18 protein-coding genes are annotated in these 22,076 nt (G+C 49.9%); 14 read left to right on the top strand and 4 right to left on the bottom strand.

Going from position 1 to position 22,076, the window contains the following annotated elements:
* Window positions 1-36: 36 nt before the first annotated feature.
* The 8 genes from GC096_RS37640 (at window position 37) to GC096_RS37605 (ending at window position 12,646) form a co-directional block, all read left to right on the top strand.
* Window positions 37-954, top strand: a complete 918-nt coding sequence (locus GC096_RS37640; RefSeq protein WP_216626385.1) for an ABC transporter permease — start codon at window positions 37-39, stop codon at window positions 952-954.
* Between the two features lie 14 nt (window positions 955-968).
* Window positions 969-1,838: a carbohydrate ABC transporter permease gene (locus GC096_RS37635; RefSeq protein ID WP_171638324.1), complete on the top strand. Its 870-nt coding sequence runs from the start codon at window positions 969-971 to the stop codon at window positions 1,836-1,838.
* A 12-nt stretch (window positions 1,839-1,850) separates the two neighbouring features.
* Window positions 1,851-4,064 carry an alginate lyase family protein gene (locus GC096_RS37630; RefSeq protein WP_171638322.1) on the top strand — a complete coding sequence of 738 codons (2,214 nt, stop codon included), beginning with the start codon at window positions 1,851-1,853 and terminating at the stop codon, window positions 4,062-4,064.
* Between the two features lie 219 nt (window positions 4,065-4,283).
* The gene (locus GC096_RS37625; RefSeq protein ID WP_171638320.1) at window positions 4,284-6,053 is read left to right on the top strand and encodes a methyl-accepting chemotaxis protein; all 1,770 of its coding nucleotides are present in this window, start codon (window positions 4,284-4,286) and stop codon (window positions 6,051-6,053) included.
* Window positions 6,054-6,257: 204 nt separating this feature from the next.
* Window positions 6,258-6,626 carry a Na-translocating system protein MpsC family protein gene (locus GC096_RS37620; protein ID WP_171638318.1) on the top strand — a complete coding sequence of 123 codons (369 nt, stop codon included), beginning with the start codon at window positions 6,258-6,260 and terminating at the stop codon, window positions 6,624-6,626.
* A gap of 232 nt (window positions 6,627-6,858) precedes the next feature.
* Window positions 6,859-9,216 carry an FdhF/YdeP family oxidoreductase gene (locus GC096_RS37615; RefSeq protein WP_171638316.1) on the top strand — a complete coding sequence of 786 codons (2,358 nt, stop codon included), beginning with the start codon at window positions 6,859-6,861 and terminating at the stop codon, window positions 9,214-9,216.
* A gap of 2 nt (window positions 9,217-9,218) precedes the next feature.
* Entirely contained in the window at window positions 9,219-10,028 is an 810-nt protein-coding gene (fdhD, locus tag GC096_RS37610; RefSeq protein WP_312886425.1) for a formate dehydrogenase accessory sulfurtransferase FdhD, read from the top strand.
* Window positions 10,029-10,123: 95 nt separating this feature from the next.
* On the top strand, window positions 10,124-12,646 hold the full coding sequence (locus GC096_RS37605; protein ID WP_246303274.1) for a trypsin-like peptidase domain-containing protein: 2,523 nt from the start codon (window positions 10,124-10,126) through the stop codon (window positions 12,644-12,646).
* Between the two features lie 455 nt (window positions 12,647-13,101).
* Here the strand turns inward: GC096_RS37605 and GC096_RS39250 are convergent, their stop codons facing one another.
* The 3 genes from GC096_RS39250 to GC096_RS37595 form a co-directional block, all read right to left on the bottom strand.
* Window positions 13,102-13,233: a hypothetical protein gene (locus GC096_RS39250; RefSeq protein ID WP_281366877.1), complete on the bottom strand. Its 132-nt coding sequence runs from the start codon at window positions 13,231-13,233 to the stop codon at window positions 13,102-13,104.
* Between the two features lie 80 nt (window positions 13,234-13,313).
* The gene (locus tag GC096_RS37600) at window positions 13,314-14,132 is read right to left on the bottom strand and encodes a (2Fe-2S)-binding protein (protein ID WP_171638312.1); all 819 of its coding nucleotides are present in this window, start codon (window positions 14,130-14,132) and stop codon (window positions 13,314-13,316) included.
* A gap of 583 nt (window positions 14,133-14,715) precedes the next feature.
* On the bottom strand, window positions 14,716-15,504 hold the full coding sequence (locus GC096_RS37595; RefSeq protein WP_171638310.1) for a pirin family protein: 789 nt from the start codon (window positions 15,502-15,504) through the stop codon (window positions 14,716-14,718).
* 173 nt (window positions 15,505-15,677) lie between these two features.
* Here GC096_RS37595 and GC096_RS37590 point away from each other — a divergent pair, with 173 nt between their 5' ends.
* The 6 genes from GC096_RS37590 (at window position 15,678) to GC096_RS37565 (ending at window position 21,171) form a co-directional block, all read left to right on the top strand.
* Complete coding sequence (locus tag GC096_RS37590) at window positions 15,678-16,094, top strand: BlaI/MecI/CopY family transcriptional regulator (protein WP_171638308.1); 417 nt, start codon at window positions 15,678-15,680, stop codon at window positions 16,092-16,094.
* Between the two features lie 2 nt (window positions 16,095-16,096).
* Window positions 16,097-16,936: a M56 family metallopeptidase gene (locus GC096_RS37585; protein ID WP_171638306.1), complete on the top strand. Its 840-nt coding sequence runs from the start codon at window positions 16,097-16,099 to the stop codon at window positions 16,934-16,936.
* Window positions 16,937-17,077: 141 nt separating this feature from the next.
* The gene (locus GC096_RS37580; RefSeq protein ID WP_171638304.1) at window positions 17,078-17,659 is read left to right on the top strand and encodes a DUF2231 domain-containing protein; all 582 of its coding nucleotides are present in this window, start codon (window positions 17,078-17,080) and stop codon (window positions 17,657-17,659) included.
* A 102-nt stretch (window positions 17,660-17,761) separates the two neighbouring features.
* Window positions 17,762-18,016 (top strand): hypothetical protein, encoded by a 255-nt coding sequence (locus tag GC096_RS37575; protein WP_171638302.1) that lies wholly within the window; start codon window positions 17,762-17,764, stop codon window positions 18,014-18,016.
* Window positions 18,017-18,296: 280 nt separating this feature from the next.
* Window positions 18,297-18,998, top strand: a complete 702-nt coding sequence (locus tag GC096_RS37570; RefSeq protein WP_171638300.1) for a response regulator transcription factor — start codon at window positions 18,297-18,299, stop codon at window positions 18,996-18,998.
* Window positions 18,976-21,171 carry a HAMP domain-containing sensor histidine kinase gene (locus tag GC096_RS37565; RefSeq protein ID WP_171638298.1) on the top strand — a complete coding sequence of 732 codons (2,196 nt, stop codon included), beginning with the start codon at window positions 18,976-18,978 and terminating at the stop codon, window positions 21,169-21,171. Before GC096_RS37570 ends, GC096_RS37565 begins: the two co-directional genes overlap by 23 nt.
* A 132-nt stretch (window positions 21,172-21,303) precedes the next feature.
* Here GC096_RS37565 and GC096_RS37560 read toward each other — a convergent pair whose 3' ends face one another.
* Window positions 21,304-22,065: a glucose 1-dehydrogenase gene (locus GC096_RS37560; RefSeq protein WP_216626384.1), complete on the bottom strand. Its 762-nt coding sequence runs from the start codon at window positions 22,063-22,065 to the stop codon at window positions 21,304-21,306.
* Between the last annotated feature and the right edge of the window lie 11 nt (window positions 22,066-22,076).

Here is a 22,076-nt window from a genome sequence, read left to right as displayed (position 1 = left end):
CTAGCCCCCTCTATTTTTAGTAAGGAGGGGAACGGCTTGGAGAGAACGATACGACTTCATAAACCAAATAAATTCAAACAACTGTGGCCTTTTTACGTGCTGGCAGCACCGGGCCTCCTGTACTTTATCGTATTTCACTACGCCCCGATGTGGGGACTAGTGTTAGCTTTTAAAGATTACAGCCCTTTTGTCGGCGTATGGGATAGCCCGTGGGTTGGCCTTATGAATTTCAAAGACTTTTTCAGTACGTCGGACTTTTATATCCTTTTCAAAAATACACTGCTGCTCTCATTTCTCAATTTGTTCGTCTATTTCCCGTTTACGATTATGCTTTCCATTATGCTGCATGAATTGCGGCTTCAGCTGTTCAAACGAATTTCCCAAACTATCGTCTATCTCCCACACTTCTTGTCCTGGGTTGTCATATACGGCATTACGATTTCGTTTTTCGGCCCGTCAGGGGTCATTAATCATTACATGGAGCAATGGTTCAGTTCGAACACGTTATTCCTTGTCAGCAATGAATGGTTCCGTCCGCTTATTATTTTGCAATCGATTTGGAAGGATGCGGGCTGGGGGACGATTATCTTCCTCGCTGCGCTCGCGGGCATTAATCCAGAGCTGTACGAAGCTGCCAAAGTAGATGGGGCGAACCGCTTCCATAATATTATGAATATTACACTGCCTGGGATCAAAAGCACGATTGTCATTCTGATGCTGCTCAAGCTAGGTTCATCACTCGATTCTAACTTTATGCAAATCTTCCTGATGACCAACAGCTTGAATCTGGACGTGTCCAATGTGTTTGACCTCTTCGTGTATCACATCGGGTTGGAGCAATTTAATTACAGCTTCGCCATCACCGTTGGGCTGTTTAAGTCCGTAGCTAGTCTCATTCTGGTGCTCACCGCGAATTATGCAGCGAAATGGCTCGGCGAAGAGGGTATTTTCTAGAGAGGAGTGACATCATGAAAGCACGCGTAACCTGGTTCGACAGTCTCCTTACCGTCATCATTGTGCTCATCTCCTTGACGGTGATTCTGCCTTTTCTTTATATCATTGCGGTTTCATTCAGCCCCCCGGGGGATTCCATGGCCGGCAACTTCTTTATTTGGCCGAAGCATTGGACGCTGGATGCCTACAGCTACTTGTTCAATGCGCAGACTTTCCTGAATTCAATCAAAAATTCGATCTTCATTACGGTATTGGGCACTTGCGTCAATCTCATCGTGTCGATCACGCTGTCCTACGCGCTCTCCAAACGGATTGTGCCAGGCCGCCGTCTCATGATGCTGTTTATTTTCTTTACCATGATTTTTCATGGTGGCATGATTCCGAGTTATCTGGTCGTAAAAAGTTTAGGCTTGCTCGATTCGTATTGGGCGATCGTACTGCCTGCGGCTACAAGTGCGTTTAACGTGCTTGTGATTCGCTCCTTTTTCCAAAGCTTGCCGGAAAGTCTGGACGAAGCAGCGCGCATTGACGGGGCGGGGGAATTCCGTATTCTATTCTCCGTCGTCATTCCGTTATCGAAGCCGATTATCGCGACCTTCACCCTATTCTTCATGGTGCAGTATTGGAATGAGTTTTTCTCAGCTGTTATTTATATCAACGATACGAACCGCTGGCCGATTCAGCCGCTGTTGCGGCAAATGGTCGCGATCAGCGCCTCCAACATATCACCTGATGCCGCCATCGATGCACAGCTGGCGGTCAATCTCGGACCGAATGTACAGAATGCGGCGATTTTGCTAGCGATGTTGCCTATCGTGGCCGTGTACCCTTTTCTACAAAAGTACTTTGCCAAAGGCGCGATGCTAGGCTCTATTAAGGAATAAGAAGGTGAACGTATGATCGAGATAGGATATAAGGATTTACGACATAATCCAGATTTTACACAACCGCAAATGTCCGATGAAGCGTTTATTCGGCAAGAGCTGGATGCGGAGCGACCAGGTATGGAGAGGGTACGCGAGTGCATGGATCTCGGTGATGTAGTTGGCGCGCGGGATGCGTATTTGGCGTTAATCGATGCCAGTGTCACCAAACGGTACTATTTCAACGTCGGCGATGTGCCGAGCTTGATGGCCTATGCTAGAGAGCGCTATGGTGATGACGAGGAAGCAAAGCTGTCTGTCGTAGAAGCTGACCGGATTGTGGCGGGGGATATTCCGCTTTTTAAAGGCAAACGCGTTCAGTTTCAGGCTGGCCAGTATGATTGGAACAGCTGGCTGTATGATAGCTCGCAGTATCAGCTGCATTTGACGCGATTCGTTTATGTGAAGCATTTGGCGCGGGCTTATTGTGTGACTGGTGATGAGAAATATGCCGCATGCTGGAATGAAATGATGCGAGATTTCATCGATGATAACCCTGTACCTGTCGACGACACGTTCCGTGCACAGCACTGTACGTGGGATCCGTTGTCCGTTGGGGTACGGTTGTTCATGCTGCCAGAAGCGTTCATGACGTTCTGGGGCTCGGCCTCGTTCACGCCGGAAGTGAAAATGAAAATGATCAAATCGTTTCACGAGCATGGCTGCTATGTGCGCAGCTTCCACGCCCATCACGGCAACCATGCGACCATGCAGCTTCGCGGGCTCATTCAGGTCGCTCTGCTGCTGCCAGAGCTGAAGGTGTCGTCCGCGTGGCTAAGCTACGGATTGAAGGAATTACCGAGCTACATTCAGCAAAATGTGTACGAAGATGGTGTCCAGTTCGAAGCGAGTCCCAACTATCATTTGGTCGTTATGCGGGACTTGTTTGAATTGGTGCCTCTGTTTCAGACACTGGATGTGGAGGTCGAATCATCGTATGAGCAAGTACTTGAGCAAATGTATGTCGTTCTCCTGCATATGCTGACGCCGGAGGGGAACTTGCCGCGCTTCGGAGATACCGATGTTCATGTACCGAGTGAACTGCGTACGACGATGAGCTTGGGGGCGTATTTGTACAATCGGGCTGATTTTAAGTATGGCGGACACGCTAAACTACCTTTCTCCTTATTATGGAGGCTAGGCCCTCAGGCGGTGGAAAGGTACGAACAATTGACCGCCGAGATGCCGAAGGAAACACTTGCCTGTTTCCCGATTGGCGGGTATATCCTCTCGCGGGAGGATTGGAAGCAGGACGCGCTGTATATGGGGATGCGGGCTGGCGTTGGGATCAACGGTCATGCGCATTCCGATGCGCTGAGCCTGATCATGTATGCTGGCGGCAAGGAGTTGCTGCCGGACTCGGGTATGGGTCTTTTCGAGTGGAACAAAGAGCGCAAATATACGGTGTCCACACGGGCACATAACACAGTTGTCGTAGATGGACAGGATCAGCATGTCCGAGGACTGCATTGGAATGCGCCGCCGACGGCTGCTTGCAAAGTTTGGGATGTGCGCAGTAAAGCGCAGTATGACTATTGGTTTGCAAGTCACTATGGCTACACCCGGTACGATGATCCGGTTATTCACTCTCGTAAAGTGTTGTTTGTGAAAAACCGGTACTGGCTCATCGTCGATCTGTTCGAGGCCAAAGATCTGCATCGCTACGAGCAGTATTATCACCTGCCTTGTGGCGAAGCCATCTGTGATTGGCAAGGGAAAAGGGTTCGTACGCATCTAGAAGGAGCAAATGTGCAACTACTCTACCCTCCGCAAGCAGGGCAGGAAGATGTATTGACCGTAGAATCTGGTCTGTTGTTCCTTCAAGGGGAGTACTACACGAATCCCGTCATTAAGCGGTCGTTATCTGTTCGAGGGAAAGCATCGATGGAGACCGTCGTTGTCCCGAATAAGGAAGGCGGAACACAGTCACGTGTAGTCGTTCATCGGACATCGGCACATATGCAGGGGAGAGAGTTGGCGCCATGGGAAGCGACGGCTTTGCGGATCGAGGGAGAGGGCTGGTCGGATGAGATTTGTCTCTACCATGGTCATGTGGATGTTGCTTCGTATCTCGATCACACGGGGAATATCGTGAGTGCGTCGTTGCTGCCCAAACCACGAGCAATCGAAGGGTTGATCTTTGCCGGGGATTTGCACAGCGAGGATGTAATTCTCAAATCAGAGTAAGACGATAGGGCTGTCAGCGAATGCTGGCGGCCTTTTGTGCACTTGAGCCGCACACCCGCACTAGCCAACGTGTTACGAAAATTACTGTTTTCGTAACACATGCGTGCTCAGCTAAAAGGAATCCCAAGTATAATGGGGGTATAAAGATCTAGATATTCAGTTATTTATACCTAGTCTTATAATCCTATGCTTGCGAGCTGCTCAGGAGGCGAAGAACACATGCAGAAGGTTGGCAATATCTCCTTGAAATGGGGCTTTACAATTCGAAAGAAGCTTTTGCTCTTTTGCCTATTGTTGTTATTGATCCCTACGCTGTCTATATCTATTGACAGTTACTTTAACGCCAAAGACGAGACGGATAAGCTCATTGAGAAAAACCTGGAGAACAGCGTCAAACTGATGGTTCAAAATATTAATCAGCTAAATGAGCTGGTCAAGAACGGTCAATTAACGATGCAGCAGGCGGAAGAAGACGCGAAGCTCATCATGCTGGGCAGCAAGCAGGCAGATGGGACAAGACCGATTAATCGTAATATTAACATGGGCGCCAACGGCTATTATTTTGTCCTTAACGATAAAGGGGATTTGCAAGCGCATCCGAGTCTGGAAGGTCAGAACATCTGGGATAAAAAGTCGTCGGACGGAGTTTATTACATCCAGGACATGATTCGCCAGGCTCAAATTGGCGGCGGGTTTACCTTCTATGACTGGCCGCTGCCAAACAGTGACCAAGAGGCGCTGAAGATAGCCTATGCCCTCAAAGTGCCGGATTGGAATTGGATTATCGTAGCTGGTTCCTATTACCAGGACTACAATGATGGTCAGAAGCGCATGCTGCATGCCACGATTACGACGCTGCTCATTTGTCTGGTCTTGGGGACGCTGGGCGTTATCCTGTTCTCCAATCATATCTCCAAACCGATTAAAAAAATTGCGGCTGAAGCCCGAAAGGTTGCGACTGGCGACCTGACTTCGGATGCACTGTACATTAAGAACAGGGATGAAATCGGCAAGCTGGCCAGTGATTTTACGACGATGAGGACGAATTTAAAAACGCTGGTGAAGCAAGTGATACACAGCTCGGATCAAGTTTCCGCAGCTTCGGAGACGCTGCAATCCTCCATTGATGAAACGACACAAGCTTCAAGGAATATTGCAGAGTCCACGCAGCGTATTGCGGCAGGCATCGAAACACAAGCGATGAGCACGGAGCAAAGCTCCAGAGCGATGGAAGAAATGACGCAGGGAATTCTGCGAATTGCCGATACGTCTTCGCAGGCTTATGAAACATCCATTCAATCAAAGACGGAAGCGGAATACGGCTTCGGGCTTATTGAGCAGTCCATTTCCAAAATGCAGTCCGTGGAGGAAGCAGTCAACAATATCTCCAAGGTGATGGAGACGCTGAATGTGCGCTCCCAGGAAATTAGCGGCATTGTCACCATGATGTCGGATATCGCCTCGCAAACGAGCCTGTTGTCACTAAATGCATCTATTGAGGCGGCACGGGCCGGGGAGCAAGGCCGAGGTTTTGCGGTTGTTGCGTCCGAGGTGAAAAAGCTGGCGGAAATGTCGAAGAACTCTTCCGAGCAGATCAACGAGCTAGTCAGTCAAGTGCAGGCGGACATTGCGTCCGCTTCCAGTTCGACTGTCTATGGCATCGACGAATTCCAGCAAGGCATGTTGGCGATTGAGCAAACGGGAACAGCATTTGCGAAAATTGTGGAAACAGCTCAAGGGGTCGTGAGCCAAATTCAAGAGGCTTCGGCGGCGGCGGAGCAAATGTCGGCAAGTTCCGAAGAAATTACTGCCTCTTTGCAGGAACTGGACCGCATTGCCGGGCAGTCGGCCAAAAATTCGGAGACGATCACCGCTGCAACGGAAGAACAAATTGCCACGATTGACGAGATTGCGCAATCCTCCAGTTCTCTTAACCACATGGCGACAGCACTTAAGGAGATGGCACATCAGTTTCAGATTAAGGAATGAGATGTTAGCGGTTCACGGGGGTGAACGGCCGAACAGAGCGGTGGAGCGACAAGACGAATGTCTTGATCGCTCTTTTTTGACACGCTAGAAATTATATGGCCTGGGGAGTGGTAAACGGTAGCCACACGGATAGGCCTTTATGATGTTGTCAGGTAAGGGCTTTCTTGCTATGATGAAGCTAGTAAACATAAAGGTGGCTGACCAATGAATCGCATGGAGGCCGAATTCAGTAACTTGGTAAAAGCGTATCGCAAGAGGCATATGGGCAAAGGGCCGGAGCGCGTAACAACGACCTTCTGCAAAAGCTGGGCAATCTGCGAAATGGCGGGAAACCTCTCCCCAGTGGAGAAATTTATGGCGAAGACGGGCGATGGCAGGCAAATGCTCCGCACGGCACGCACGGAAATGGTCAAAGAGATCTACAAGGATCATCCACCTGTTGAAATGGAAGCGCTGCTTGGCGCGAAGTTCGTTCAGCTGTTCGTTGATATCGATATTGCGCAGGATATAGGGATGTCGATATTCGTCTTTGATGAGGATTTGGAACAGAAGTTTGGTACCAGACACGGATAACTATCCGCTCGTACATCTACATATACATAAGTAAGGTGCTTGGCACTTGGTAGCGAACCTGCCGGAGACTAACCACTGTGAGACAATCCGAGACTCTTCTCGTAAAGAGGGGCTTGGGGTTGTTTTGCGGTGGTTTTTTGCTTCTAAGGGAGATATGGGTGCACAAGAGGAGAGAATTCAAGGTGGGCAGGACAAGAAATAACATAGATAGACATAATGGGAGGCGCTTCAATTGGGGAAAACGAAGCACACAGGGCCGATCAAGTTGCCCGCGAAACCAGACCCGAAGCTTTGGGTCAGTAAGATACCGTTCGGTCTTGGTAAAGTGAAGCCGAAACATATTCGAGAAACAGCCAAAATCGCATGGCAAAATCGGGATAATCTGCCCTATGCGGTGAGGATTTTGACACAAGGGGTGTGCGATGGCTGCGCGCTGGGCGTGTCGGGGCTTTACGATCAGACGCTGGCGGGGCCGCATATCTGCACGACACGGCTGAACGTCCTGAGGCTTAATACGATGCCAGCCATTCGCGAGGAGCTGCTCCATGCGGACATCGACGAGCTCAGCCGCATGAGCTCCACCGAGCTTCGCCAGCTCGGACGTATTCCGTATCCGCTCATTCGGAAGAAAGGTGAGCGACGTTTCCGCCGCGCGACATGGGACGAAGCGCTGGATACGATTGCGGCGAAGATGCGCGGGTTGAACCCGAAGCAGATGGCGTTCTACTTAACGGCGAGAGGGATTACGAACGAGTCGTACTATGTGGCAGCGAAGGTAGCGAGATTGCTCGGCACGAACAATATCGACAATGCCTCGCGCATCTGCCACTCGCCGTCGAAGACGGCACTCAAGCGCTCCGTAGGCGTGGGCGCATCGACTTGCAATTACAAGGACTGGATCGGCACGGACGTCCTTGTGTTCTGGGGCAGCGTGGCCGCGAACAATCAGCCGGTCTCGACGAAGTATATGTATGCGGCCAAACGCAAAGGGACGAAGATCATTGTCATTAACCCGTACTACGAGCCGTCGATGGAGCAGTACTGGATCCCTTCGATTGCCGAATCAGCGTTATTCGGCACCAAGCTGGCTGACGATGTGTACCAAGTCAACATCGGGGGAGATATTGCTTTCATGAACGGCATCATGAAGGTGTGGTTCGAGATGGAGGCGCGCGAGCCCGGCTCCGCGATTGACCATGCGTTCGTGGCTGCGCACACGAGCGGCATTGAAGAGCTGCGCGCCCACGTGGCGCAGCAGGATTGGACGACGCTCACGCAGTCGTCCGGGCTCACCCGCGAGCGCATTAGCGAGCTCGCGGCCATTCTGGCGCGTGCCGCTAGCGCGGTTTTCGTGTGGAGCATGGGGCTCACACAGCACCGCTTCGGCACGGACAACATCTCGCAGGTGGCGAATCTCGCCCTCCTGCGTGGCTTTCTCGGCCGCGAGCACTGCGGGCTGATGCCCATCCGCGGCCACAGCGGCGTGCAGGGGTCCGGCGAGATGGGCGCCGATCCCTTCTCCTTGCCGGGCGGCGAGATCAGCAGCGCCGCCGACCGCGAGCGCATCGAGCAGCTCTGGGGCTTCGAGCTGCCGAGCTGGCAGGGCGACATCGTCGGCGTCACCCTCGAGAACGCGCTCCTGCCGGAGGAGCAGGAGCGGAAGCTCCGGTTGTTTTACACATCCGGAGGCAACTTCCTCGAGACGATGCCGGACCCAGTGTTCGTCCGACAAGCCCTTACGAATATGGACATCCGTGTCCACCAGGACATCATTCTCAACACCTCCACGCTGCTCGACGCGCGGGAGGCTGTAGTAGTGCTGCCCGCGATGACGCGCTACGAGCAGCCTGGGGGAGGCACATCCACCTCCACGGAGCGGATGGTGTACTTCTCGCCCGAGATCGCCGGTCCCCGCATCGGTGAAGCCCGTGCGGAGTGGGACATCTACGTCGATCTCGCCCGCCGGGTGAAGCCCGAGGCCGCAGCGCTGCTAGGCTGCGGCTCCGCGGAAGCGATCCGCGCGGAGATCGCGCAGGCCGCGCCGAGCTATGACGGCATCCAGCACCTGCGGGAGCGCGGGGATGTGTTTCAGTCCGGCGGCGCGTGGCTGTGCGAAGACGGCGTCTGTCCGACGCCGGATGGCCGCGGCCGACTGCTGCCGATCGAGCTTCCGGAGTTGCGGAAGCCGGAGGGGCATTTCGCGGTGACGACGCGCCGCGGCAAACAGTTCAATTCGATGATCTACAGCGACGTTGATCCGTTCAATGAAGCGGAGCGCTACGATGTGCTCATTCATAAAGAAGACGCGAAGGGACTTGCCTTAAAAGAAGGGGAAGCGATCGTGGTCTACAATGGTTTTGGCAGCATGCACGGCAGAGTGAAGCAAGCGGATGTCAAGCAGGGTAACATCGAGGTGCATTGGCCTGAGGGTAACAGCCTGATACCCAAGGGGGTATATGAGCCTTTTGCAGGCATTCCGGAGTATAACACGGCCGTCATTGTTGAAAAGGCAGAAACGTATCACGCACACAAAGACACTCGTTATGTAGAGAAACGCATTTTAGAGCTGGAAACGGAGATGGAGGGATGAGCGTGGATGATGTAGAGCTTCCATCGCCTGCGACTACAACATGGTCGATTCACCGTTATAACGGTTCGGAGGTGCTTCCTGCGGAGGATACGATTGCTGTCGAAGCGCCGCTGACGATTCTGCTCGATGGTGAAGAGTTTGCTACACTCGTCTACACACCAAGCGACACGATCGATTTGGTTACGGGCTTTCTTGCTTCCGAAGGGATGATCCGTTTCGTCGATCAGATCGAATCCCTATCCCTCGAGGAGGATCGCGGCTTCGCGCATGTGAAGCTGCGACATCTTCATCAACTGAGCCGTCAGATGGTGTCCAAGCGATTCATAGGATCTTGTTGCGGAAAAAGCCGCCAGTTTTATTTTCACAATGATATGCGCACGGCCAAAACGGTGACAACGAAGCTCAGTCTGACGATTCCCCAATGCTTTCATCTAATGAGCGAACTTCAGGAGCAATCGGCGGAATTTCGGGCGACAGGCGGGTTGCATAACGCAGCGCTGTGCACGGTCAGTGAGCTTCGAGTTACCCGAGCTGATATCGGCAGGCATAACGCGCTTGATAAAATATACGGACATATCCTTCGGGACCGGATTCCGGTTCGGGATAAGGTTCTCGCTTTCAGCGGAAGAGTCTCTTCCGAGGTTGTGTTAAAGACGTCGAAAATCGGCGTCGGCTTTCTTTTGTCCAAATCAGCACCAACCGATCTAGCACTCCGTCTTGCTCACGATCTTGGCATTACGGTGGTTGGCTTCATTCGGAAGGACCATTTAACTGTGTACACGCATCCCGAGCGCATTGCAGAATGTCGATAAAGTTACCTTTTTGTGGAAATATTTATATTGTCTCTCTACCAGAATTGTGCTAGATTCTAGCTATTGCCAACTTTTGTTAAGAGAGGAACGACATAATGGGGAATTGGAAAGTTTGGATGAAAAAAGGGAGCATTTCGCTGGTCGCAGCTTTCGTACTTGTGACGTATGCACAGCCGATGTCTTCGCATGTTTACGCTGCTGAAATTAACGCAGAGATTCCGCAGGTTATCGAGAAAGCCTCACCTTCCGTGGTCGCCATTATAGGAAAACCATCCTCGGAGATGGATAAGTCATTAGAGAAGAATCGCTTTAACCTTGCACACGGGACGGGTGTCATTGTGGCCTCCAACGGTGTGATTGTTACGAATGCTCATGTGGTGAAAAATATGAAAAATATCGTCGTCGTGACCTCCGAAGGGACAACCTATCGCGGGCATGCCTCGAATATTGATGAGGAGAGCGATCTGGCGCTTGTCAAAATCGACGCCTCTGGCCTCCAACCGGCCACCTTTGCCTCCTCCTCGGACATCAAAGTTGGTGAAACGGTCGCTGCGATTGGTACCCCGATTTCGTTCGCTTTACGTAACTCTGTAACTGTGGGCATTGTCAGCGGTCTAGATCGCTCGGTGAGCTCGCAGTATCAGCTGATTCAAACAGACGCAGCCATTAACCCAGGCAACAGCGGGGGCGCTTTGATCAATATGAAGGGCGAAGTCATTGGGATTAATACGATGAAATACGCCGATATTGGTGTAGAAAATCTAGGATTCGCTATACCTGTAGATACGGTGAAATATGTTTTGAAACATTTTGAACTGTATGGCAAAGTGAAGCGCGCTTATACAGGGCTGGAATTAGAAGAGAGCTGGGAAGCCGTTGTTGGCTTGCCGAGTTCGACGGGGCTCCGAGTAACCTACGTGGACGCAGATTCACCGGCGGCAGAAGCGGGAATTGAACAAGATGAAACTTTAGTTTCTGTTGGCCCTAACTCGGTCAAAACACTCGTCGATTACAACGAGGCGATTAAAAAGTATTTGCCAGGCCAATCGGTGGATATTAAGCTTCAATCGGGAAGCGCGACGCTGACCAAAACGGTGAAGCTCGGTGAATTGCATAGCGCAGAAGCGACGTTAACAGAAGATGCCGAAGGGAGTTCCTTGGACGCGGACAGCGGCAAAACGAAGATTGGCGACAGCCACTTCGGTTGGTCCATGAAGTACCCAGCGGGTCTTGTCAAAAGACAACAATCCGACGACGGTGATACCGTAAGCTTCGTTGACGCGAAGGGCGAATTCGCGCTTTCCATTCACGTGGACAGCGACCAAAGTGATGAGCTGTCGGCAGCGGCTCTTTTGAACAAACTCGCAGGTGATGATAGCAGTGAATATTCGGGTTATGGGGATAGCGCGACGATTCTGGAACGTCAATATGTGAAGCGGGCGGAAAGTCCTTATGCCAAAATCGTGAGCCGATCCGGCGAAGATGGCTATATTCAGACGCGAGGCTACCTGCATGGTGGTCGTTTGTATACGGTAAAGCTTTTCGTGACCAAAGAACAATACACGAATCGTTCCAAGCAAAACAGCTTTAATGATTTGTTAGATAGCTTTAAGCTTGCTTTTAATACGGCAGATAACTCTCTTAAGGACATTTCTGTCTTTAATTCTGATGATGTGACCTATACGAGTGAGTATGGGTTATCGATCGATTTGCCTGCGGATTGGGAACAGGATCATCGTGGAAGCAACTCCTTTTACAATGAGGATTATTCGCAAACGATCCATGTGTATGTTACCTCAGCGTCTTCAGGTGATACCCTGTCGGACTGGGTTGGCCGAGAGATTAAGGAGTTTGAAGCTCAATACAAGGCGGATTATCGCCGTGTAGACAAGCCAGTAGAGGTAACAGTAGACGGTGTGCCAGCGTGGAAAGTAGATTTTGCGAGTTCCTTGGGGGACGAGTGGGATGCGGGAAGTTCGCTCTTTTTCATCAAAGACAAGTACAAATATGAAGTGCAAATGACCTATCCGCAAGATGATCAAGGTGATGAGCTGAAGAAGATCTGGGATAACGTGGTGGCGTCAATCTCGGTGGATAAAGAAACGATGGATGGGGAGCTTGGCTTTATTCAGGATTTAGATGAGCTTTCCGATCCGGATCGTACAACGCTGTACAAGAACGAGAAGTTCAACTATACCGTGCGTATTCCTGAAAATTGGACAACGAACCGCTCTTACGATGGTATCGATCAGGCGACGAAGTCCTTTACCTTCACAGGTGGTTACTTACGTGTAGAGGCAGACAGCAAGAAGGCTTACGCCGAAGTTTTGAAGGATGCCGAAGAGGAGCACAAGGTCAGTCACACCAATGATAGTGATTACACATACTCGTCAGAGGATGTTACGCTATTCGGTGATGTGAAGGCGAAGAAGTATACGGTGAGCTATTCAAAAGCGCACATTCCGTACGCCGAGACGGTCTATGTGTTTAATCGCAAGCAAGTCACGTATACGGTGACGCTTCGTATGGATGCTGCAGTGAGCACGGATGCGAATGTGGCGCGGCTGAACAAGGCGTTCGCTTCGTTCACCTTGGTGAACGGTACGGGTGGGAAGTAGGTAGGGCCTCGCTCGAGCGAGTGGAGGAGGGAAAAAGCAGCGGGAATCCCGCTGCTTTTTCTATTTGGGGGATGTGCGGCAGTTGTGCTGCGGGTGTGCTGGGGCGTACTTCTAAGTGAGCATGCTTTTAAGGATAAGCGCAGCCAACAGGATTCTACACTCGCCATTTCGTGGAAGTTGCTCCCCCGGCCAGTAAGAATCCTCGCCAGTTACGGAACGTCAGTGCGCTATTTGTTGAAGAAATGGCCTTTTCCGGGGTTAAGGGAACATAGATCCGCTATTTTCCACTTTTGGTGGGTTTAGCGCCGCTTTTTGAACAAATAAGGTACTGACGTTCCGTTTCGAGGCGAGATTCGTTGTTTTCGCCCAAATAGGGGATCTACGTTCCGTTACGTGGGAATAACAGCTTGTGTTTAAGAAACTTGTACGTATTTCAGGGACGACATCCAATTTGATTACTCTCCCCGCGCCAGTCCTACCAGCACAGAACCCGCATTCGCACCCGACCCAACTAACGCGAACACCAATGCTAAGCCCAACGCTAACGTCAACCCCAGCCCCAACCCCAGCCCCAACCCCAACCCCAACCCAATGCCCTTCCAACTAGCTAAACAGACCAAAGCCCCCGAGGAAAATTCCTCAGGGGCTTTGAATTATTCAAGTCCTCTTATCCAGCTGTAGCCGCGTTCGCCTGTTTGCTTTTGATCTCAATGAACATTTCCTCGCGCTGCGATTCCTTGAGGATCGGGCAACTGAAGCACTTTGTTCCTTCTTCGCGGCGGTAGTACATGCAACAGGAGGAGCGCATCAGAATTTTTTTGCCTTCTTGATAGGGGCTATCTATGTACTTTGGCTCATGGACGAACGGATTGAGCTTGCGACCAAAAACATCGGCCGTCAACTGTTTCGTCAACACCTCATAATCGGCAGAGAACTGTTCGCGGACGTGGGGACGTGGGTCATTTTCCAACACATAGTCACGTACGAATGTCATGCGCGCAGCGAATTGATTCCAGATCATAGCTTGATTCACTTTCGCTTGCTCTGCGATGACCGTAATCATTGGCGTGATGAGGGTTGCGAACAGCTTGCGCATCTCTAACTCAATGAACAGGTCACGATCTTCTGTCGGAACTTCCTTCCATTGTACGTTTACTAGCTTATATCCGACATGTGCATGGTCGGCATGATTCTCGACTTCAAGTGCGAGATGATCTAACTCCAAATCCAACCATTGATTGTACTGAGCGAGAAACAGGTGGATCGTAGCCACCAGATTGAAAAGCGTGAGTCCCAAATACGAAGCAGAAATGTCCAATCCTTTGCCGCGGAGCAACGCTTGCCCTTGCTGAAGGACGTCCAGCATCACGGGTCCATCTAGGAGCTGCCGCGCAGGAATGTGCAGGAGGGGTTCTTCCATTCCTTTTGGTGAAATATGAAAGTACATCTCGACTAGCGAAAAATCGACGTTTGTTTCGATGGGCATCGTCAGCACACTCCAAGTATAAGAATGATTATCGTTATCATAATAATTCCTTTGATCATACAAGAGACGTGATGAAAGTGTCAATTTGGTTTCTTCCAAAAAAGGAAGGCGAATCCTACAAATACATGGAAAAAGTCCATGTAATTTAGTCCGATTTCTCTGATTCTCCAGGTTAGATGGAAATAGTACAGCTAATTTCGCTGGTTTGGGCCTTTCGGACGGATATGAGTGTGATTAGCTGCATGTTTTCCATCTATTGCTGAAAAAGAGGCGGAAAGGCTCAAAATAGCTGGAGGAAATCCAGTTATTCTGGAGGGGAGTGCTGGCTAGTTGGAGCTCGTGTTGGAGTTGGAGGTATGAAGTAATTGTTGGCGGTAGTTACGGGAGTTGGAGGTAAGAAGTAATTGTTGGCAGATGTGTTGGAGTTGGAGGTATTAGGAAGTAATTGCTGGAGGTCGTGTTAGAGTAACAGGTATGAAGTAAATAGGAAAAGAAGGAGAGTGGATGTTTGCCGAGGAGTGAAGCTCTTATAAACACAACACCTCCCCATCCTTACGGATGGAGAGGTGCGTGTGAAAAATGCTTATTTCCGATACAGGGCATAGCCTGGATCTTCAGGTACGTCAATGGCAATGATCCGCAGGGCTTGCTCGCTGCCCGCGACTAGGTGAAGAGCTTCGCCCTCACCTGCTGCTTGCGCTACCACAAAATCCTTGTGGGACAGGGATTTCCGCTCCTGTTCTAGCCCTTGCTCTTGGCGAACAACGCTCCCCACGCCTTCCCCGCGAATCACGAGGAACGCCATCCTGCGTCCCAGCTCCAACTCATAGCTGAACGACGCACCAGGCTCAACCTCCCAATCATACATCCGCGCATCTGTATCCAACTGGATGGGAGCCTCTCCGCCGATTACTTTTTTCACGGTTGCACCAGCAGCTTGGCTAACGGGGAATAACTCCTGCTGGTATTGATGGTAGGTAGCCGGCTTTTTCCCAGTTTCACTCAAATGAGGTTCAAACCAAATTTGCATCGCCTCGCTGCCCGCTTTGCGGAAGGCCTCAGCGTGATAAATGCCCGAACCCGCTTGAATCACTTGCGCACCACCGTTCGTCACGGTTTCCAAAGATCCGAGGGAATCGCGGTGCTCGACAAGTCCGTCGATCACGTACGTGACGATTTCGAACGCTTTGTGCGGGTGCATGCCGATTTCCGATACATCGGATGCTTTGCCCCATGCCCAGTAGAATAGAGGGCCGACACGATCTACCGCTGTCTTTTCGCCTGGAAAGCTGATAGCCCGTTGTTCGACGAATTTACCTCCATCGAATGCGCCTACGCCTTGTTCATTTACCGAATATATATGAATGCTCATCAGAATCACTCCATTACTATATTATTTTTAATAACTTACTTTATGTAAGTATTATATCGCGAATGCAAGAAGAAGTCAAAGTAATTTCAAGCATATCGCTCAAGCAACGCGATGCTTCTTGACTTCCGTACTATGATCACACTACAATCTATAGTGTAAGGAGTGTGGCTAACGTGAAAATGCAAAACTTTAAATTAAAGGAAAGCGGACTTAACCGCTTTTTCGGTCCATTAGAGTCTAAAATTATGGAAATTCTCTGGACCAGCCCCTCGGAAATGACGATCAAAGACGTCCAACAAAAGCTGGACGAAGACAAAGCGATTAATTTCAATACCGTGATGACGGTGATGAACCGCCTCGTGGACAAAAAGATTTTACAAAAGCGTTCTGTTGCCAGGTCGTTCCACTATAAGCCTGTTATCACGATTGAAGAGTTCATGGACACGCAATCCAAAGAGCTGACGTATGACCTTATTGAACAATTTGGCTCGTTGGCAGTAACCCATATGGTTGATGCGCTCGATAAAGTGGACCCTGAGCTACTTGACCAGTTGGAGCAGCATATTCTACTTCTGAAAAGGGATCGATAACGATGAAGGAATCGCGATTCAAATGGCTGTACGCGGCTGCGCTAGTGGTTGGGGGCACGATCCTGTGGCAAATGGTGTCCTTCCTCCTAGGGCACATGTTCCACTGGAGGCCCTCTCGGAATCTATTTGATTTGTGTATGATTCTCCTTCACTATCTGCATGTGCCAGGGCACGTGCCTATGACCTTGGTCAATCTTTTGATTCTCTACACGATGGGGACAATGGTCTGGTTTACGGTAAAGCACAGCTATGATGTGGTCAAAGCGAATAAGCTCGTGAAGAGATATCATGATGTCGCTCTTTCCGAAGCGTATGCTGCGAACTTCGATCTCGCGCAGCAGCAACTCCAAATCGTCCGCTACCCAGCACCACTTGCCATGACCATCGGGTTATGGAAGCCGCGTATACTGGTTTCAACAGGACTGATGGATATGCTGGAGCTGGGTGAGCTTCGTGCGGTGATTGAGCATGAGAAATGCCATGTACAGCACCGGGATCCTGCGGCGATATTCCTGCTGGCGCTAATCTCGAAGTCGATGCGGTATATCCCTATTTTTGCATGGATTGCCCACAAATATCCGATGATGATCGAGCTCCGTGCGGACAAGTACGCCATTGAACGGATGGAGCAAGCGACAGACCTAGGCAGTGCGCTATTGAAACTGCTCAAACAAACCGGGAAACCGCGGTTTCCACTCTCACACGCTTCCTTTGCGGAGACGTCGATGAATGTGCGTATTCAGCATATTTTGGACCCCGAGAGGGAAGTTACCTTGCGCTGGCCACTTATTCGGTTGGCGATATCTGCACTTATCTTCATAGTCGTTATGGGGCTTATCTAACCAGTAAGTCCTTTTTTTTCACCTTTTACCCTTCAAATTTGCTTGGATAATGGGCTTGTCAGAAAAAGAATTGACAATTTCAACCTTTTACACTACGCTTTGTAGTGTAAGCTATTTAGGGTACATAAAGGAGCGAATAGCATGGACTACATAATGAAAAATCTACATTTTATATTCACTCACGTTCCAATTGCGCTATTAATTTTCAGCTTTGTTTTTGATGTTGTGGCCCTTATTTTTAAAAAGAAGGAGTGGCACTCAGCGGGTATGCTGTGTCTTGTCGTTGGTGCGCTTGGTGCGATTGCCAGCGTACTTACAGGGCCAGAATCACGGAATACGCTCGTTGGCTCACATGAATTCTATGCTAGGCTAACGATGATCCTTGCTATTGTATTAGCCGTAGTACGTGTAGGTTTGCTTGTTTGGAAAAAGCTCGAGCTCGGCCGCAACCCAATCTTTCTCGTTGCCTCTCTTGTCGCGGTACTGCTCGTTAGCTACACAGGCCATCTTGGTGGTAAAATGGTACATCGCGACATGCAAGGCTTCCCAGGTGGCGGACCTGGTATGCAGGGTGGGCCTGGCGGCGCTCCTGGCATGCAAGGAGGACCCGGCCAGAATGGCCAAGGGGGCCAAGGTCAAACGCAGGGTGGCCAGCGTCAAGGTGGCCAAGGCCAAGGACAGCAGCAACCAGGTGCTCAAACGTCACCTGCACCAGCTAAATAATAAAAGGGAGATTAGCTGCGAGTAAGCTACGAATAAAATTCCCTCTTATACCTCATCCTAGCAGAGGTATTGCATAACGCTTCAGGAGGTAACGATCACCATATGACAAAGGTTGATTCAAGCTTACAATCGCAAAATCCGATCTCATCCGCACAAAATTCCGTCGATAACGTTCACCAAGCCGTAAACCATGCCCTATCTCACCCAACTGAGCAAACAACGGAAGAGGCTCAAAATGCCATTTCCAAAGCTGAAAATGCTGTAGCACAGGCAAGTCTCCAATCGGACAGCCCTGCGGTGCAGCAAGCTATGGAGTCCTTGGACGAAGATAAGGCACGACTTGCGGATTTGGAATAAACACAATTGCAATGAAGATATCGAAATGATGATGAAGGCCGTATCCCGTAGTTTACAACTACAGAGGATGCGGCTTTTTGGCGTTTCCGTCCGCCTTCTACTTGTCCAACAGACCTCATGCTGAAACGAGCATTTCCATGCTACACTAAAGAGACAAATAGCTTGTTAGCCCTGTCTTCATAATTTCGTAAGAATTATGGTAACTATTTTGTAATTAGTGTCTATTATCATTAGGCTAGTACGGTGGCTTGAAGTGAGATGATGAAAAGGGTGCGTGGACGTGACGAAATACCAAGTGCTGGTCGTCGATGACGATATCGACATTCAGGAAGCGATTGAGATTTATTTGAAAGGCGAAGGGATGGAAGTCAGCAAAGCCAACAACGGTCTGGAAGCACTGCTTTTGCTGGAGGAAAAGGAATTCCATTTGATCATCCTCGATATCATGATGCCGAAGATGGACGGGATTCAAGCGACATTCAAGATTAGAGAAAGCTGTAATGTCCCCATCCTGATGCTTTCCGCGAAAACAGAAGATATGGACAAAATTATGGGCCTGAATGTGGGAGCTGACGACTATTTAACGAAGCCTTTCAATCCGCTAGAGCTGATCGCCAGAGTGAAGTCGCAGCTGCGTCGCTACACAACGCTAGGGCCATTTGGAACGGAAAAGACGGCAAACGAAGAGTTAAGCGTCCGCGGCCTCGTGCTCAATCCAGTCACCAAGGAAGTCACAGTTGATGGCGAGGAAGTACGTATGACACCAACAGAATTCAAAATTTTGGAGCTGCTGATGGTGAATAAGGGACGTGTTTTTTCTATCGACGATATTTATGAAAAGGTGTGGAAAGATCCCGCCTTTAACGCGGAGAATACCGTGGCTGTGCATGTGCGCAGAATTCGCGAGAAAATCGAAATTAATCCGAAGGATCCTAAATATTTGAAGGTGGTGTGGGGTGTTGGCTATAAAATGGAGAAGTAGATCACTCTCCCTGGTGCTGCTGGTCGGTGTTTTCATCATGTGGACATTGACGTTATTCGCGGCAACGAATGTCTATAAGAACAGTGTGTACTTCGGCGAGGACGCTTATTTCAAAAGCGGGGCATTCGCGAGGGAAATGAATTCCGTCTATGAGAATATTCAGTTGTACCATCTGGAGGCTCCGCATTTTAGTGAGAAAACGCCAGAAGAGCAGCTAGGCAATAATGACTATTATAACGTGAAACGTGATGCGGAGCGGACCGTAGAGGAGCGTGTCAGAAATCTGGAGCAGAAGTACAGCCAGCGTATCGACACGGCTCGCAATCATGAAACAAATGCAGACGTTGATCGGCTGGAAGCCGAAAGAGACGCGAAAATGGCGGAGCTGAATAAGGAGAAGGATGCTACTTTTCAACAAAATCTAAAGACAGCCATCACAGCTAAGCAAAAGCAATTCATGGCCGCCAAGACGAATCTGGATAACCGTCTCAAATCACTTTACTACGTCGTGAAAAACCTGAAAACCGGTGAAACCTATAGCAATATCTCATCTGAGGCGCTGCAAAAAAAGGTAGATCAACAGGCGTTCATGTATACACTAACAGTACCCAAGTTAGATGAACCGAACAGAATGTTGTACGCCATGAACTATGATCAGGTCAGTGCTACATATTATATCTTAAACCCCTCGCAAGGCACGGGTATTATTCAAACAGATTATCTTTCTTACCAATCCGTGAAAAATCAAGCAACAGCAACGGTTTTCTGGCTAGCAGCACTCTTGGTTCTCGCAATTGCGACAACCTACTTGGCAAGAAAATATCGGGGAGATACCATATCGCTAATCGATATCGAAAGGATGGTAAGGGAACGTCTACCGATCGATGTTCGGGCTTGGACAACTTTTATTGCGGCAGCTGCCCTGTTCGGTATCCTCTTCGATGCTGATCTTTACTATTGGTCTCCGACCTATATCAGCATTTATCAAATAAGTATCGTACTCATCGCAACAACTTTACTTGTGATGGTGTACAGTGGTTTTCGCGGTGCAGTTGCATTGCTGAAACATCCGGACAATCTCGCTATGGAATGGAGAAGTAGCTTAACCTCATCATTCTGGCACACCCTGAAGGACACGCTGGAGCAAAGAGGCTTGCTGTTCAAGCTAGTCGTCTTTATGGCGATCATCGCGATCATGGGCTTCTTGCCCGTGTGTGTGGTAGCTGCTAGCGGAGAAGAGGCTGTTATCGTCTTTACGTTCGTCTGGTACATCCTGTTCCTACTCGTGGTACTGCCTTACATGATGCGGAAGATTAAGCAGATTCGTGCCATTATCAAAGGTGTGGAACAAATGTCGCAAGGTAACTTTGATGTGACCCTTCCTGCCAAAGGCAAAGGCCAATTGTCCCGGATGGCGATGAACATTAACAATTTGAAGTACGGCCTGCAGCTTTCGCTGGAGAAACAACGCGTCAGTGATCGTCTCAAAACAGAGCTGATTACGAATGTTTCCCATGATTTGAAAACACCGTTAACCTCCATTATCAATTATGTGGATTTGCTTAAAAAGGATGGCTTGTCCGCTGACCAATCCACCCATTACCTCGAGGTGCTCGATCGGAAAACGCAGCGGCTCAAAGTGCTGATCGAAGATCTTTTCGAGGCATCGAAGATGGCAAGTGGAGCTACAGAGCTTCATTGGGAAAAAGTCGACGTTGCCGCCCTGCTGACGCAGGCCTTGGCGGAATTCAGCGACAAAATCGAGGCGTCCACGCTGACATTTCGCGTAAACGTGCAAAGCCCGCATATGTATGCGATGCTGGATGGCAAAAAAACGTGGCGCGTCTTCGAGAATCTCATCGGTAACGCCTTGAAATATGCCTTGCCGGGAACTCGGGTTTACGTCACGTTGACGGAAAATATAGAGCGCGTGATCCTCATCATTCAGAATATCTCGCTCCATGAGCTCAATTATGGCGTAGAGGAGCTGTTCGAACGCTTCAAACGCGGCGATCAGTCTCGCGGAACAGAAGGCTCTGGACTCGGCTTGGCCATTGCCAAGAGCATCGTTGAGCTGCAAGGCGGTACGCTCACAATTGACATTGACGGTGACCAATTCAAGGTTATTGCCGAATTTGAGAAACGGGAGTTGCTGATAGCGCCGGAAGCGTAGTTGACTATAAAGGCAGTCAGAATTTGTGGTGAACCCTTAACGAGTGCCAAAGCTCGAAATTATCAGACGAAGTTGTTCTTAAACAACTTCGTCTTTTATTGTTGTTCCTACTTCCTTATAATCCAGGGCAGTTTATCTGCCCATCCAGCCCCCGTCCACTCCGAACAGCGAGCCGTGCACATAATTCGACGCTTCGGATGCCAAATAAACGATGCAGCCTTTGAAGTCTTCCGGTGATCCCCATCGACCGGCAGGAATCCGGCTCAATATTTGGGTGCTGCGCACGGGATCCTGCATCAATGCCGTATTCATGTCAGTCGCGATATACCCCGGAACGATGGCATTGACGTTAACGTTATGCTGCGCCCACTCGTTGGCCAGCGCTTTGGTCAATTGGGCAACTCCGCCCTTGGCCGCCGCATATGCGGGAACGGTAATACCCCCTTGATAGGACAATAGCGAAGCGACATTGATGATCTTGCCTTTTTGTCGCTCGACCATGAAGCGGCCGGCTTCCTGGCAAAGCAACCAGACGCTTTTCAGATTGACCTGAATCACATCATCCCAGTCTGTTTCAAGAAAATCCACCGCTGGCGAGCGTCTTTGAATGCCTGCGCAGTTGACCAAAATATCGATTTGTCCGTAATGCGAAATAACTGCGGGTATGGCCGATTTTACTTCGTCCGATTTCTCCATGTCGCAAGGGATGATGAGACAGTTTCTGCCGAGCCTTCGGATTTGATCCGCGACCTCCGTTTGATCGGGGGTGCGTTGAAGCAACGCGATATCCGCGCCAGCTTCGGCCAACGCGACAGCCATGGCGCCTCCGATACCACGCGATGCGCCAGTGACAACGGCTATTTTACCGTCTAATTTAAATAAGTCCAGAATCATGCGTTTCTCCT

This window comes from Paenibacillus plantarum (assembly GCF_013141695.1).
GTDB classification, from domain to species: domain Bacteria; phylum Bacillota; class Bacilli; order Paenibacillales; family NBRC-103111; genus Paenibacillus_E; species Paenibacillus_E plantarum.
The sequence above is the reverse complement of the archived record's forward strand: the minus strand, read 5'-3'. Positions and strand labels throughout refer to the sequence as shown.

Coding starts and splice junctions, on each gene's coding strand:
- GC096_RS37635 (WP_171638324.1), top strand. CDS start 969: ATGAAAGCACGCGTAACCTGGTTCGACAGTCTCCTTACCGTCATCATT.
- GC096_RS37630 (WP_171638322.1), top strand. CDS start 1,851: ATGATCGAGATAGGATATAAGGATTTACGACATAATCCAGATTTTACA.
- GC096_RS37625 (WP_171638320.1), top strand. CDS start 4,284: ATGCAGAAGGTTGGCAATATCTCCTTGAAATGGGGCTTTACAATTCGA.
- GC096_RS37620 (WP_171638318.1), top strand. CDS start 6,258: ATGAATCGCATGGAGGCCGAATTCAGTAACTTGGTAAAAGCGTATCGC.
- GC096_RS37605 (WP_246303274.1), top strand. CDS start 10,124: ATGGGGAATTGGAAAGTTTGGATGAAAAAAGGGAGCATTTCGCTGGTC.
- GC096_RS37600 (WP_171638312.1), bottom strand. CDS start 14,132: ATGCCCATCGAAACAAACGTCGATTTTTCGCTAGTCGAGATGTACTTT.
- GC096_RS37595 (WP_171638310.1), bottom strand. CDS start 15,504: ATGAGCATTCATATATATTCGGTAAATGAACAAGGCGTAGGCGCATTC.
- GC096_RS37585 (WP_171638306.1), top strand. CDS start 16,097: ATGAAGGAATCGCGATTCAAATGGCTGTACGCGGCTGCGCTAGTGGTT.
- GC096_RS37580 (WP_171638304.1), top strand. CDS start 17,078: ATGGACTACATAATGAAAAATCTACATTTTATATTCACTCACGTTCCA.
- GC096_RS37575 (WP_171638302.1), top strand. CDS start 17,762: ATGACAAAGGTTGATTCAAGCTTACAATCGCAAAATCCGATCTCATCC.
- GC096_RS37560 (WP_216626384.1), bottom strand. CDS start 22,065: ATGATTCTGGACTTATTTAAATTAGACGGTAAAATAGCCGTTGTCACT.